This window comes from Anaerotignum lactatifermentans DSM 14214 (assembly GCF_900142265.1).
In the GTDB taxonomy this organism is placed as follows: domain Bacteria; phylum Bacillota; class Clostridia; order Lachnospirales; family Anaerotignaceae; genus Anaerotignum; species Anaerotignum lactatifermentans.
In genome coordinates, this window is sequence record NZ_FRAH01000019.1 from 1 (window position 1) to 14316 (window position 14316).

Below are 14316 nucleotides of genomic sequence, written 5' to 3' on the forward strand. Positions count from 1 at the left end.
ATTTGAACAACACTCCGCCTCTACAATATTTACACCTTTCCTTTCACATAATTCTCTTAATATCCTCCCAATATCTGCTTTTAACTTTTTATAAATCACCTGTCTGCGATATTTAGGTGCAAAAACAATATGATATTTGCATCTCCATTTGGAATGTGATAAACTTCTTATGTCATTCATTGACAAAACCTCCTGCTTCTATAATTTTGGTTGCCAGACCATTTTCATTATAACGCAGGAGGTTTCTTTCTTATACTAAAGTATTTTTACCTACCCCCAGTTGAACTGGGGGTTTTGTCATACCTGTTCGGCGTACAAAAAAACCGAAAATTCCTTAGAAAAGGAATTTTCGGTTTTCTTTTTTGCTTATTGATTATCTTTTACTCATGTTATCAATGAGTTTTGTTTTCAGCTGTGTCAGCTTATCAGACAGGTCAACAGGCACAATGTGAGGGTTGTTCAAGCGCAGATGCTCGTCCCAAAGAGATGCCTTTTCCTGATTGCAGTAAGCCTGAATGTCCATGGTAGCAGGACTTTCATAAACCTGTTTGCCGTCAATGAAAACAGGAACCAGCAATTCTCTGACTCTGTATGTGCCGGGTTCCAGACGCATGTTTTTCCATTTTGCATTGCTGTCGTAAATCGCCAGCGGTTTGGTTTCATCAATGGTTTCATCGTCCAGTGCAATCAGATCGGCTTTGATCTTGCCTGTGGATTTTTCGTAAATACGGAATACTTTCTTGATACCAGGGTTTGTAACTTTTTCCGGGTTATTGGACAGTTTGATTTTGGGGATGAATTTGCCGTTTTCATCTTCCTCTGCCGCCAGTTTATACACGCCGCCAAAGGCAGGACAGTCATCACTGGTGATGAGTTTTGTGCCTACGCCCCACAGGCTGATTTTTGCGCCCTGAAGCTTCAGGCTGGCAATCAAGTTTTCATCCAAGTCGCTGGATGCACTGATCACAGCGTCAGCAAAACCTGCTTCTTCCAGCATGGCTTTTGCTTTCTTAGACAGATAAGCCAAGTCGCCGCTGTCCAGACGGATACCATAGTTTTTCAGTTCAATGCCTTTTGCCTGCATTTCCTTGAATACTTTGATGGCATTGGGCACACCGGATTCCAGTGTGTTGTAAGTGTCCACCAGAAGCAGACATGCATCGGGGAACAGACGGGCATATTCACGGAATGCTGTCAGTTCATCAGGGAAACTCATAACCCAGCTATGGGCATGGGTACCTTTGACAGGAACGCCAAACTGTTTGCCTGTCAGCACGTTACTGGTACCGCAGCAGCCGCCAATGACAGCCGCTCTGGCACCCAGCGTACCTGCGTCAGGACCCTGTGCACGGCGCAGACCAAATTCCATAACGGGATCGCCCTGTGCAGACCAAACCACACGTGCTGCTTTTGTAGCAATCAAGCTCTGGTGGTTGATGATGTTCAGCAGTGCTGTTTCCACCAGCTGTGCTTCCACAATAGGTGCTTTTACACGCATCAAAGGTTCGTGGGGGAATACCACAGTGCCTTCGGGGATGGCGTAAATTTCACCTGTAAAACGAAAATCTCTCAAATAATCAATGAAGTCTGCGGAGAACAGTCCCAGACCTTCCAGATATGTGATATCATCTTCTGTAAAACGCAGGTTGCGAATGTATTCAATTGCCTGCTGCAGACCTGCCGCAATGGCATAACCGTTGCCGCTGGGATTTTTTCTGTAGAACAAATCGAATACTACCTGTTTTTTGTAAGAACCTGTTTCAAAGTAGCCCTGCATCATGGTCAGTTCATACAAGTCCGTCAGCAGTGCCAAATCTCTACCTTCCATTTCAATCTCCTTTGCTTATGCAGCAGAAAAATTTCTGCCTGTACTTTCGTAAACAGTTTGATTATACACAACTTCTCCAAAGAAATCAAATTATTTCGGGCTTTTTTTGTAATCTGCATACAAAATCCGCAATTTTCTCCCATTTTTCTGTAAAACCACCTGTATTTACACCATTTTGTGTATACAGTCCGCAAGTATACAACATACTTGCATATTTTGCAGGAAAAAGTGCAAAAAGGTCTTTACAAATTTTTAGGCACAATATATAATAACTCTCGTGAATAGCAAAAACACTGTGACGGAGAGAGTATACCATTTCTGTTCATGCTGACAGAGAGTTGGGGACAGGTGAAAGCCCGACGCAAGGAAACGGTAGAAAATCACTCCTGAGTGGCAGACCGAACGGTTTTACCAAGTAGACTCTGTCGTATCCCGCGTTAAGGGAACGCATCATAATGGTGATGCAATAAGGTGGACGGCTTTTTGTGCCGTCAAATCAGGTGGTACCGCGAGCCCATTCGTCCTGTGTGACGGATGGGTTTTTTTAATTGGTATCACATTATAAAGAAAGAACAAAACCAAAGGAGGAATTAATATGTACGACAAAGTGCCTACCAATCTGAACTTTGTGGAAAGAGAAGTTCAGACAGAACAGTTCTGGAAAGAACATGATATCTTCGGCAAGAGCATCAAAGCAAGAGAAGGTGCTCCTGTATTTACCTTCTATGATGGACCCCCGACAGCAAACGGCAAACCTCATATCGGTCACATCATCACTAGAGCGGTCAAAGACTTGATCCCTCGTTACAAAACAATGAAAGGCTACAAAGTTCTGAGAAAAGCTGGTTGGGATACCCACGGTCTGCCTGTTGAACTGGAAGTTGAAAAATCTCTGGGTCTGGACGGCAAACCACAGATCGAAGATTATGGCGTAGAACCCTTCATCGCTAAATGTAAAGAAAGCGTTTGGACTTACGAAAAAGAATGGCGTGCCATGAGTGACCGTGTTGGTTTCTGGGCTGACATGGATCATCCTTATGTTACTTACCATAACGAATATATCGAATCCGAATGGTGGGCACTGAAACAGATCTGGGACAAAGGTCTCCTTTATAAAGGTCACAAAGTTGTTCCCTACTGCCCTCGCTGCGGTACTGCCCTTTCCTCTCACGAAGTAGCTCAGGGCTATAAAGATGTTAAAGAAACATCTGTTATCGCAAAATTCAAAGTTGAAGGTAAAGACAACGAATACTTCCTGGCTTGGACAACAACACCTTGGACACTGCCTTCCAACGTTGCTCTGACAGTTAACGCGGACGAAACATACGCAAGAGTGAAATATCAGGACTATGTTGCCATCATGGCAGAAGCTCTGCTGGATAACGTATTGGGCGAAGGCAACTACGAAGTTCTGGAAACCATGAAAGGGAAAGAACTGGAATACATGCGTTATGAACCCCTGTTCTCCTTCCTGGAAAACGACCCCAAAGCTTTCATCGTAACATGCGACCCTTATGTTACACTGACAGACGGTACCGGTGTGGTACACTCTGCAGGTGCATTCGGTGAAGACGACGCCCGTGTATGTAACGCTTACAACGTACCTTTCCGTCAGTATGTAGACGATGCCGGCAACATGACAAAAGAAACAGGTCCTTTTGCAGGCATGTTCGTTAAAGACGCTGACCCTAAGGTAATCGAATATATGGAAAAAGATGGTTCCCTGTTCGCAGCAATCCCCTTCGAACACAACTATCCTTTCTGCTGGAGATGCGATACTCCACTGATCTACTACGCAAGAAGCACATGGTTCATCAAAATGACCGCTCTGCGTGACAACCTGGTTCGCAATAACCGCACCATCAACTGGTATCCCGATAACATCAAAGAAGGCCGTTTCGGTAACTTCCTGGAAAACGTTATCGACTGGGGTCTGTCTCGTGAAAGATACTGGGGCACACCACTGCCTATCTGGGAATGCGAATGCGGTCACAGACACACCATCGGCAGCATCGCTGAACTGAAAGAAATGTCTCCTGACTGCCCTGAAAACATCGAACTGCACAAACCTTTCATTGACGCTGTTCATCTGACATGCCCGAAATGCGGCAAGCTGATGACAAGAGTGCCTGAAGTTATCGACTGCTGGTTCGACAGTGGTGCAATGCCTTTCGCACAGTGGCATTATCCCTTTGAAAACCAGGATATCTTCAAAGAAAACTTCCCTGCTGACTTCATCAGTGAAGCCGTTGACCAGACTCGTGGCTGGTTCTACACACTGCTGGCAGTAAGCACACTGCTCTTTGACTGCGCACCCTTCAAGAACTGTATCGTTCTGGGTCACGTTCAGGATAAGAACGGTCAGAAGATGTCCAAACACAAAGGCAACGTTGTTGACCCTTGGGATGCTCTGAACAAACAGGGTGCTGACGCCGTTCGTTGGTACTTCTACGCAAACAGCGCACCTTGGCTGCCTAGCCGTTACTATGATGAAGCTGTAAGCGAACTGCAGAGAAAATTCATGGGTACCCTGTGGAACACATACGCATTCTATGTGCTGTATGCAAACATCGACAAGTTCAACCCTACAGAACACAAACTGGAATATGACAAACTGCCTCCTATGGACAAATGGATCCTGTCCAAGCTGCAGACACTGAATAAATACGTTGACGATTGTCTGGAACACTACAAACTGACAGAACCCGCAAGAGCAATGGCAGAATTTGTAGACGATCTGTCCAACTGGTATGTAAGAAGAAGCCGTGAACGTTTCTGGGCTGAAGGTATGGAACAGGATAAAGTAAACGCTTACATGACTCTGTTCACTGTACTGGATACCATGGTAAAACTGGCAGCTCCTTTCACACCTTTCATCGCAGAAGAAATCTACGGCAATCTGGTGAAGAAAGTAGACGCTTCCGCTCCCGAAAGCGTACACCTGTGCGACTGGTCTGCATACCATGCAGAATGGGTTGACACAGAACTGGAAGAAAATATGGACTTCGTACTGAAAGTCGTTGTAGAAGGTCGTGCTGCAAGAAACGCTGCAAACCTGAAAAACCGTCAGCCTCTGGCTATGATGTATGTAAAAGCAGAAAAAGAACTGCCTGAAATGTACCGCGACATCATCACAGACGAACTGAACGTGAAAGGCATCACTTTCACAGACGACGTGGAAGCATTTACAACATACACATTCAAACCTCAGCTGCGTACACTGGGTAAAAAATACGGCAAACTGGTACCCGCTATCGGCGCTTACCTGAAAGAAGTAGACGGCTCTGCATTCATGGCTACTCTGCGTGCAGACGGCAAAGCAACATTCACAGTAGAAGGCGAAGAAGTTGTTCTGGAAATGGACGACGTACTGGTTGACACTGCTGAAAAAGACGGTTTCGTATCCAGCGGCGACAACAACCTGACCGTTGTTCTGGACGGCAACCTGACACCCGAACTGGTAGAAGAAGGCTTCGTTCGTGAAATCGTAAGTAAAGTACAGACCATGCGAAAAGAAGCTGACTTCAATGTAACAGACCGTATCCGCGTTTACCATGACGGCAACGCAAAAATCGCTGAAGTACTGGCTGCAAACGACATCTCCGCAGACGTTCTGGCTGCTGAAGTGGTTGCAGGCAAAGGCGGCGAATACACCAAAGAATGGAGCATCAACGGCGAAAAAGTAACCCTTGGTGTAGAAAGAGTTTAATCTCTTATAAATTCCACTTACAAAAGATAAAATAGCCAAACATACGAAAGAAAAAGTCATAAAAACATTTTACAAAAGAGAAAGCACGGATTTCCGTGAAAGAATTTACAAAAGAAAAGCATTTTAAGTACAAAAGCCAAACTCTTTAAAAAAATCAGCATATTACAAAATGGGTCAGACCTCCTATCTGACCCATTTTTTCATGGCAAAATCAGCTTTTCCAAATAAAAACAGCAGAAAGCCAAAACCAAACTGGTTCTAATCTTTCTGCTGTTTATTTTTTATGAAATAGATTTTATATAAGAAGTTTTACTGCTCTTTGATGATACCATTCTGGTACGCATACAGGAGTTTTTCCAGTTCATCAATGCTTTCCTGAAGCTTTTTACCGATGTCTGTATCTCTCACGCGGATACGATCCTGGGTATACTGCAAAGCTACTGTAGAAGACAGGATGTCCTTTTCTTCCGCAATGGCAACTTCTGTGGATACGAAAGGTTCGTGGCTAACCAGCACCATACCATGAGAGTTGTAAATCAATGTATAGCCTGCGATACCTGTTACTTTCTGGTATGCCTTGGCAAAACCACCGTCGATAACGAACAGTTTGCCATTTGCTTTAATGGGGCTTTCCCCTTTCACTACTTTGACAGGCACATGACCATTGACGATGTGGGAAGTATCCGGGTCCAGACCAAATGCTTCCAGCACATAACGGCAAATATTTTCATCATTCCGCAGAGTATAGTAAGGGTTGCTGACTTCTTTATGGGTAGTCTTATCATCAATGAAATACCGTTCGAAGGTTGTCATTTTCTTTTTGCCGAACAAAGGAGAATCTTCCCCACACCACAGATACCACATGATATCCATGCACTGGCGTTTTGCTTCGGAGTGAGGTTTGTTGAAGTATGCTTCTCTGGCTGTCCGTTCTACGGCATCCAGATAATCTTTGCCTTTATATCTCTTTCCGCGGAATGTAACGGTTTTCAGTGTACCGTCGTCATTCATGGGAATACCGCCGTGGAACAGCAGGTTGGAGTTGAAGATATTATACATAGCACCTTTGCTATACAGCACGCGGATATGCTCCTGTAATTTTTCGCTGTTTACAAAGGAAGATTTGACTTTGTCCATGACTTCCTGTTCTTCTTCTGTCAGAGCATAAGGGTCTTTCGGGTCTACGGTGGGGAAATTCATGTCGTTCATTTCATATTCCACACCTTCGATGTTGATGGTGCCTTTTTCAAAGTTGATCTTATCCAGCAGCAGTCTGTTTTCCATATGGAATTCGGGATGACGTTTGATGATCTGTGCTTCCATTTTCCACTGCAAAATAGAAATGGCTTTATGCATTTTGGCAATCAACTGGAAGTCCTTATCGCTCAATGCACCTTCTGTACCTTTGGGCGCAAACTGTGTGCAAGGGTCATCGGCGTAACAATCCATAGCAAATGTTGCCAGAGGAATCAGGTTGATACCGTAGTCTTCTTCGATGGTATCCAAGTTGGCATAACGGGTCTGGATACGCAGTACGTTACAAATGAGCGCCTGACATCCTGCCGCTGCCCCCATCCAAGCGATGTCATGGTTCCCCCACTGGATGTCCACAGAGTGATAATGTTCCAGAATATCCATAATGGCTGCTGCGTTAGGACCTCTATCGTAAATATCCCCAATGACATGAAGGGTATCAATGGCAAGGCGCTGAATCAGATGGCACAGGGCTGTAACAAAGCGATCTGCCTGATCCAAGTCAATGATGGTGCTGATGATTTCGTTATAATACATTTCCTTATCTCTGCTCACATTGTCCTCATGGAGCAGTTCTTCCAGTATGTAAGCAAATTCCTTAGGCAGTGCTTTTCTGACTTTGGAACGGGTATATTTGGAAGAAACAACTTTGCAGATGGTAACCAGACGGTGCAGGGTGATTTTGTACCAGTCGTTCATGTCCTCTTCTGTTTCTGCCATCTGTTCCAGTTTCTTTTCGGGATAATAAATCAGCGTTGCCAGAGATTTCTTTTCGCTTTCCCGCAGACTTGCACCAAAAATGGCACTGATCTGATTTTTGATAACGCCGGAAGCGTTGCGGAGTACATGGCTGAAAGATTCCACTTCCCCATGAATATCCGAAACAAAGTGCTCTGTCCCTTTCGGCAGGTTCAAAATCGCCTTCAGGTTCATAACCTCTGTGGCTGCGCTGTTGATATTTTTATATTGTTTGGATAATAATTGTAAATACTTCAGTTCTTCTGCTGTAAATCCGTCTTTCCCGGAATACATAAATACCCCACCTGCCATTTCTTATATTTGGTTGTTGTTATAAGCCGATTATACCACAGGGATTTGGAAAAATCCACTGCGTGTGACGGAAAATGTCCCACTAAAATTCGTAGTTCGAAACCCCATCTTTCCTGTCTATTGTATACAAAAATACAGAAACTCTCCCGAAAAAAATAACAGCCAGAATTCCTTTTGTTTTAAGAATTCTGGCTATCTCTGTTTTCTTATGAAGCAATTTTATTCTGCTTTTTCTCCTTCTGCCTCCTGGACTTCTTCCGGTTCCTGCAAAGAAGCCATACCAAAAAGCCCGGATTCCCGGTTCAGGAACAAGATGGCTGTTGCGCTGACCACAAAGCCCTGTGTCAAATATGTGATGCAGGTATACACGCAGTTGACAGCAAAGTTGTCTGGGAACAGCATAAAAATCAAGGATAAAACGGAATTCCAGCAGTAAGAAATTGCTGCCAGTATAATCAAAAATCCGAATGTCCGCCACCATCTGCTGCGAACCAGTACGCGGCTGTGTCCCAGTGCATCAACGCTTCGTCTGCCGCCCAGCGCAATGCAGTACAGATACAGACACCATACAACGCCCAGATAAATGGCAGGAATCACCAGCAGGGTTCCCAGCAAAAACAGGATCATATACACAATACCCACTTTCACCACAACGGGTTCCAATGACATTGCTTCCACAAAAGCTTTGCTGGCAGAAAAACGTCTGCCTTCCAGACGCCATTTGGTAGCCTTTGCCACACCGATGGTGAATATGGCTTCCAAAAATACGGTCACTGCCATGAGCAATACATTGTTTGTCATCATCTGCTGTAACAAATTGACCGATTCCTGAGGAGATAATACCAGAGTTTTCGCTGATACCTGATCAGCAATTTCCAGCATGCTCATTACCCTGCCTTGAATCAGTGTCAGCAAAATACTGATGGGCAGACCAATGACCAGCATTCCCGCAGCAACCACTTTGATGTTTTCCCGAAACAGCCGCATGGCAATTACCATAATTTCATTCCATCGTAATTCTCGGCTGTACACCAGCCGCTTAATTTCTTCCATAATATAAAATTCCTCCATCATGATATAAGAAGTATTATACATGGTTTCTTTTCATTTGTCAGCAGATTTCCTCCTTGTAAAGATTAAAGTTTTCCGATAAAATGACTATTATAATGCGCAAAAAAGGATTGTGATAAAAATGGATTTTACAAATAAAACCGTACTGGTCACCGGTTCCTCCCGTGGCATTGGCAAAGCCATTGCCTTTGCCTTTGGACGAGCAGGCGCACGGGTGGTGCTGAACGCTTCTCGCAGCAAAGACCAGCTGGCAGAAGCAAAAAAAGAACTGGAAGAAATGGGCGTTTCCTGTATGGCAATTCTGGCAGACGTTTCCGACTACAACGCCTGCAAAGATATGTTCCTGCAAATTCAGGATGCCTTTGGCCCTGTTGATATTCTGGTAAACAACGCTGGTATCTCTCATATTGGATTATTCACAGATATGACCCCAGAACAGTGGCAACATGTGCTGAATGTAAACCTTGGCTCTGTGCTGAATTGTACCCATTTGGCAATACCTGCCATGGTACACAACAAAAAAGGCGTGATTCTCAACATCTCCTCCATGTGGGGAGAAGCAGGAGCTTCCTGTGAAGCTGTTTACTCCGCTTCCAAAGGGGGAATCAATGCTTTCACAAAAGCCATGGCAAAAGAACTGGGCCCTTCTGGTATTCGGGTCAACGCCATTGCCTGCGGTGTCATCGACACAGAAATGAATGCTTGCTTTTCCGAAGAAGAACGGGCAGAGCTGGCAGACGAAATCGCCCTCATGCGCTTTGGCAAGCCAGAAGAAGTGGGCAGATTTGCCCTTACCCTTGCCAGCGAAAGCGCTTCTTTCCTGACAGGGCAAATCATCACACTGGATGGAGGAATGTTATGAGCCAGAAAACATATAAAGCGTTATTTTTCGACGCAGACAAGACACTGCTGGACTTTGTTGCCGCAGAAAAAAAGGGACTGGAACGTGTTTTTGAAAAAAACGGCATTGCCCTTACAGACGAAATCCGCAGCTATTATCTGGAAATGAACGGTCAGCTTTGGGAAAGCTACGAACGAGGTGAAATTTCCAGAGATACGGTGCTTTACACCCGTTTTGGCAGAGTATTCGAACACTTAGGCATTGACGCTGACGGCATTGCCTTCGAGCATGATTACCGAAAAGAACTGGACGAAGGACACGACCTCATGGAAGGTGCTATGGAGCTGGTACAGACCCTTGCGCCCCTTTATGAGTTATACATCGTCACCAACGGCACCACAGAAACCCAGTACAAACGTCTGGGGGATTCCGGTCTTTCCCCTTATTTCAAGGACATTTTCATTTCTGGAGAAATCGGCAGCCGCAAGCCTATGAAAGCCTTTTTCGACCATTGTTTTGAAAAAGCGCCACACCTTTCTCCAGAAGATGTACTCATCATCGGGGATTCCCTTTCTTCCGACATTCTGGGCGGCAATAATGCAGGCATCGATGCCTGCTGGATGAACGCAGAAAACAAAATCAATGACACCGCTGCTGTACCTACATACGAAATTCATAAACTGGCAGAATTATATGATATTTTAGGTATCCCTAAAAAATAAAAACAAAGGCAGAAATCTCTTTGGTAATTTCTTGAGATTCCTGCCTTTTTCTTTTAATTTTATTCCTTTTTCATTTTTTTAGGAAAGTTTCTGTCCACAGCCGGAGCAGAAACGATCGCCTCCGTTAACTTTTGCGCCGCAGGAAGGGCAAAAAGCTGCCACTTCCAATTTCTGTCCGCAACCGGAGCAGAATTTATCACCAGCCTGTACTGCCGCACCGCAGGAAGGACAATGTTTTCCTCCCGCTGTCTGCTGGGCTGCCTGCTGTGTCGGCTGCTGCATGCTTTGCATCATCTGCTGTGCCATCTGCATGCCTGCTGCCATACCAAAGCCCATGCCTGCTGTACTGCCGGCAGCGCCGCCGGGCTGATCCAGACCATCTGCCAGTTTGCCCTGCTGGTAGCGGTTCATATCCCCTACCATCTGATAGCCTGCCGCAGCGTTGATCTTTTCCTGGATTTCCTGAGGATAGCTGAAGCTGGAAATCTGCACGCCTGTCACAGTCATGCCCATTTTCAGCAGTTCCATATCCAGATCTTCCTGCATGCCTTTGCCGATGTCATAGGCACTTGCCTGCAAATGGAACATATCCTTGCCTTCTCTGCCAATCCACTTCATGAGAAGCTGATCTAGAATGCTCAGCACTCTTGTCTTCACATCATCCACAGAGTATGTATCTTTTACGCCTGCGATGGTGTCGATGAGGCGCACATAGTCGGAAACCTTCATCTGGAAAGTACCAAAGGCACGGACAGGCAGGCCGCCGGGCAGACCTGCACAGGGCAGCATCACAGCGTTTTTGGTGCCCCATTTTACGGTAAATTCCTTTGTATTGACAAAGACCACTTCCGCACGGATACCACTGTTAAAGCCAAAGGAAAAGCCTTTCAGGGTGCTCAGGAAAGGAATGATTTGGGATTCAATGTCAAAAGAGCCTTCATCCTGAAAAATCCCTTCGATTTTCCCGTTATAGAGAAAAATGGCGTCCTGTCCCGGGCGGATGATGAGGCGGCTGCCTTTTTTGATCTCGTCATTATGCCATTTATGAAAAATCACGGTGTCGTCGCTTTCCTGCCACTCCACCACATTGCGAAATTCATTGCCGAAAAGTCCCATCGGTCACATTCCCCCCATCATTTGCCCAGCTTTGCTTTCAGTGCTGCCAGTTCATCTTCTACACCGCTGTCCTGTACCGTTGCATCATCATCATATTTTGCCATGAGGTCAGCCATATCGTCTTTCTTGGTGTTCAGTTCCGCAGCTGCTTCCGCTTCATCCAGCTTCCGGTTCAGCTTTTCTTCCAGTGCATCAAAGGCTGCCAGAGAGCTGCCGCCCAAATCGGACTTGATTTCATTGGCTTTCTGCTGAGATTTCACCATAGCCGCTTTGGCACGGATGGCTGCTTTTCTATCTTCCACCTGTTTCAGCTGTTCTGTGAGTTTATCATGCATTTCACGCATTTTTGCCGCATTGGCTGCTGCCAGATCCCATGCGCCTTTCAGGCTTTCCAGATTCGCTGCCTTTGCCGCCTTTTCAGACAGGAAAACCTTTGCGTCAGCGTCATTGCCAGCCAGAACGGCTTTTTCTGCATAACGCTGGAGTTTTTCCACTTCTGCTACACCTTCATCATAAGCACGTTTGGCACGTTTTTCCTCTGCCATGACGGAAACGGTTTCCGCCTTCACTTCCCCCAGATCTTTTTCCAGATCTCTGGCAAGCTGGTCTGCCATTTTTACAGGGTCTTCCGCTTTATCCAACAATGCGTTGATGTTTGCTTCCATAATGGTTTTAAATCTGCTCAAAATACCTGCCATGTTTCTTCCTCCTTGATATTGAAAAAGTTATCGAAACAACGCCCCTTTTGAAACAAAAACTTATCTTTCCCCTAATTTCAGACCGGGATTTGCGTTCAGGTCGAAGCCATCCCGCACCCCTGCCATATATTCATAATAGGCTGCACAACCAATCATTGCCGCGTTATCGGTGCAGAGAATGGGAGAAGGAATGCTCAGATAGAATCCTTCTTTCTCGCAGGCTTTCCGCATGGTTTCCCGCAGAGCGGAGTTGGATGCAACACCACCTGCCATAGCGATCTGCTTCACGCCTCTTTCCTTCGCCGCATGGATGGTTTTTTCCACCAGAACTTCCACCACAGCCTGCTGGAAGCTGGCTGCAATGTCTTCCGGCACAATGGGCTCGCCCATCATTTTCTGTTTATTCACATAGTTCAGTACGGCGGATTTCAAACCGCTGAAACTGAAGTCGTAGCTGTCTTCCTCCAGAAATACACGGGGGAATTTCACAGCATTTGGATTGCCTTTTTTGGCTGCCGCGTCGATTTTCGGACCGCCGGGATACCCCATGCCAATGGCACGGGCAACTTTGTCATAAGCCTCACCTGCCGCGTCATCTCTGGTTCTGCCTAAAATTTCGTACTTGCCGTAATCGGACACATACACCAGATGGGAATGACCGCCGGAAACCACCAGCGCCATATAAGGCGGTTCAAAATCTTTATTTTCAATATAGTTGGCACAGATATGTCCTTCGATATGATGGACACCCACAAGGGGTTTATTTGCCGCAAAAGCAAGGGCCTTGGCTTCTGCCAGACCTACCAGCAGCGCCCCCACCAGACCGGGTCCATACGTCACACCAATGGCGTCAATGTCCTCCAATGTCACGCCTGCTTCCTGCAAAGCCTGTGTGATCACACCATCAATGGCTTCGATATGTTTCCGGGATGCGATTTCCGGCACCACGCCGCCATACAATGTATGCAAGGCAATCTGTGACGAAATGATATTGGAAAGCACCTCTCTGCCGTTTTTCACAACGGCGGCGGCAGTTTCGTCGCAGGAGCTTTCCACTGCTAAAATCAATATATCTTTTTCCATATTTTATCCTTCCTTCGGGAAATACAATGTTGTCATTTTCCTCTCTTCCCCCAACAGGGTATTGGGGAAAATATCTGTGGCATTCTGCAAAAATTCTGCCGGTTCCTGCAAAGCGGGGCTGAAATGGGTGAGCCAAAGTTCTTCTGCTTCCGCAAACTTCGCCAGTCTTGCCGCTTCGGAAAAGAGCATATGCTTATGCTCCAAAGCCTTTGGTTTCTTTTCTTCTTCCCCATACATGCCTTCGCAGATGAAAAGCTGCACGCCTTTTGCAAAATGCGCCAATCTGTCTACAGGACGGCTATCTGTGCAGTATGCCATGGCAATACCCGGACGTTCCGCCCCCAGCACCATATCCGGTGTATAGGTTTTGCCTTCAAATTCCACAGCGCCTTCTTTCTGCAATTTGCCCCACAGCGGTCTGGGCAGTCCCAGCGCCTCCGCTTTTTTCGGGTCAAATTTTCCGCGGCGTTTGACGTCAATACGGTAAGCATAGCAACGTACCATGTGGTCCGCCTGACAGAAAGAAACTTCAAATTCTCCCAACCGCAGGGGATTGGGCGTATCTTTTCCCAATTCAATCAATTCCAAAGGAAAAGGCAGTTCCGGTGCAATCCGGCGCAGACCTTCCACAATATATGTCAGCCCCTGCGGACCAACCAGTTTCAAAGGCTCCGTTCTGCCTGCATTGCCAATGGTCAGCAGCAGACCGGGAAGCCCGGAGATATGATCCGCATGAAAATGGGTAAAGCAGATAGCATCAATATTCTTGAAGCCCCATCCCTGCATTTTCATGGTTACCTGTGTGCCTTCGCCACAGTCAATAAGCATCATGCGCCCATTGAGCCGCGCCGCAAGGGACGTAAGAAAACGCCCCGGCATGGGCATCATGCCGCCTGTTCCCAATAAGCAAATATCTAACATTCCCGTTCTCCTTTGTATTTTCT

11 protein-coding genes and 1 other annotated feature are annotated in these 14316 nt (G+C 46.0%); of the genes, 3 read left to right on the forward strand and 8 right to left on the reverse strand.

Going from position 1 to position 14316, the window contains the following annotated elements; all coding sequences use genetic code 11:
* Both tnpA and BUB35_RS06705 read right to left on the reverse strand, forming a co-directional pair.
* Positions 1-180: IS200/IS605 family transposase (tnpA, locus tag BUB35_RS06700; RefSeq protein WP_143158929.1), on the reverse strand; the 180-nt coding region annotated here is incomplete at its 3' end.
* A gap of 193 nt (positions 181-373) precedes the next feature.
* Complete coding sequence (locus BUB35_RS06705) at positions 374-1828, reverse strand: nicotinate phosphoribosyltransferase (RefSeq protein WP_072850309.1); 1455 nt, start codon at positions 1826-1828, stop codon at positions 374-376.
* Between the two features lie 286 nt (positions 1829-2114).
* Positions 2115-2357 (forward strand) — a binding site (T-box leader).
* 66 nt (positions 2358-2423) lie between these two features.
* On the opposite strand from BUB35_RS06705, the gene ileS reads away from it, so the two are divergent.
* Positions 2424-5537, forward strand: a complete 3114-nt coding sequence (gene ileS / locus BUB35_RS06710; protein WP_072850311.1) for an isoleucine--tRNA ligase — start codon at positions 2424-2426, stop codon at positions 5535-5537.
* A 309-nt stretch (positions 5538-5846) separates the two neighbouring features.
* Here the strand turns inward: ileS and BUB35_RS06715 are convergent, their stop codons facing one another.
* Positions 5847-7823 carry a fructose-1,6-bisphosphatase gene (locus BUB35_RS06715; protein ID WP_072850313.1) on the reverse strand — a complete coding sequence of 659 codons (1977 nt, stop codon included), beginning with the start codon at positions 7821-7823 and terminating at the stop codon, positions 5847-5849.
* A 237-nt stretch (positions 7824-8060) separates the two neighbouring features.
* A complete protein-coding gene (locus BUB35_RS06720) occupies positions 8061-8894 on the reverse strand; it encodes a DUF7847 domain-containing protein (RefSeq protein ID WP_143158953.1) in 834 nt (277 codons plus the stop codon).
* A gap of 139 nt (positions 8895-9033) precedes the next feature.
* Between BUB35_RS06720 and ymfI the strand changes: the two genes are divergently transcribed.
* Positions 9034-9774 carry an elongation factor P 5-aminopentanone reductase gene (gene ymfI / locus BUB35_RS06725; protein ID WP_072850317.1) on the forward strand — a complete coding sequence of 247 codons (741 nt, stop codon included), beginning with the start codon at positions 9034-9036 and terminating at the stop codon, positions 9772-9774.
* Positions 9771-10475, forward strand: coding sequence for a YjjG family noncanonical pyrimidine nucleotidase (locus BUB35_RS06730; RefSeq protein ID WP_072850319.1), 705 nt, complete (start codon positions 9771-9773; stop codon positions 10473-10475). Before ymfI ends, BUB35_RS06730 begins: the two co-directional genes overlap by 4 nt.
* Before the next feature lie 78 nt (positions 10476-10553).
* Here the strand turns inward: BUB35_RS06730 and BUB35_RS06735 are convergent, their stop codons facing one another.
* The 4 genes from BUB35_RS06735 to BUB35_RS06750 are packed head-to-tail and all read right to left on the reverse strand — an operon-like array spanning position 10554 to position 14293.
* Positions 10554-11591, reverse strand: a complete 1038-nt coding sequence (locus BUB35_RS06735; RefSeq protein ID WP_072850321.1) for an SPFH domain-containing protein — start codon at positions 11589-11591, stop codon at positions 10554-10556.
* 17 nt (positions 11592-11608) lie between these two features.
* Positions 11609-12289, reverse strand: a complete 681-nt coding sequence (locus BUB35_RS06740; protein ID WP_072850322.1) for a PspA/IM30 family protein — start codon at positions 12287-12289, stop codon at positions 11609-11611.
* Positions 12290-12349: 60 nt separating this feature from the next.
* A complete protein-coding gene (gene tsaD / locus BUB35_RS06745) occupies positions 12350-13372 on the reverse strand; it encodes a tRNA (adenosine(37)-N6)-threonylcarbamoyltransferase complex transferase subunit TsaD (RefSeq protein WP_022254346.1) in 1023 nt (340 codons plus the stop codon).
* A gap of 3 nt (positions 13373-13375) precedes the next feature.
* Complete coding sequence (locus BUB35_RS06750; RefSeq protein ID WP_072850324.1) at positions 13376-14293, reverse strand: ribonuclease Z; 918 nt, start codon at positions 14291-14293, stop codon at positions 13376-13378.
* Positions 14294-14316 lie beyond the last annotated feature (23 nt).

Excerpts from the sequence above, each read along its gene's own strand:
- BUB35_RS06705 (WP_072850309.1), bottom strand. The coding sequence starts at position 1,828 with ATGGAAGGTAGAGATTTGGCACTGCTGACGGACTTGTATGAACTGACC.
- ileS (WP_072850311.1), top strand. The coding sequence starts at position 2,424 with ATGTACGACAAAGTGCCTACCAATCTGAACTTTGTGGAAAGAGAAGTT.
- BUB35_RS06715 (WP_072850313.1), bottom strand. The coding sequence starts at position 7,823 with ATGTATTCCGGGAAAGACGGATTTACAGCAGAAGAACTGAAGTATTTA.
- BUB35_RS06720 (WP_143158953.1), bottom strand. The coding sequence starts at position 8,894 with ATGGAAGAAATTAAGCGGCTGGTGTACAGCCGAGAATTACGATGGAAT.
- ymfI (WP_072850317.1), top strand. The coding sequence starts at position 9,034 with ATGGATTTTACAAATAAAACCGTACTGGTCACCGGTTCCTCCCGTGGC.
- BUB35_RS06730 (WP_072850319.1), top strand. The coding sequence starts at position 9,771 with ATGAGCCAGAAAACATATAAAGCGTTATTTTTCGACGCAGACAAGACA.
- BUB35_RS06735 (WP_072850321.1), bottom strand. The coding sequence starts at position 11,591 with ATGGGACTTTTCGGCAATGAATTTCGCAATGTGGTGGAGTGGCAGGAA.
- BUB35_RS06740 (WP_072850322.1), bottom strand. The coding sequence starts at position 12,289 with ATGGCAGGTATTTTGAGCAGATTTAAAACCATTATGGAAGCAAACATC.
- tsaD (WP_022254346.1), bottom strand. The coding sequence starts at position 13,372 with ATGGAAAAAGATATATTGATTTTAGCAGTGGAAAGCTCCTGCGACGAA.
- BUB35_RS06750 (WP_072850324.1), bottom strand. The coding sequence starts at position 14,293 with ATGTTAGATATTTGCTTATTGGGAACAGGCGGCATGATGCCCATGCCG.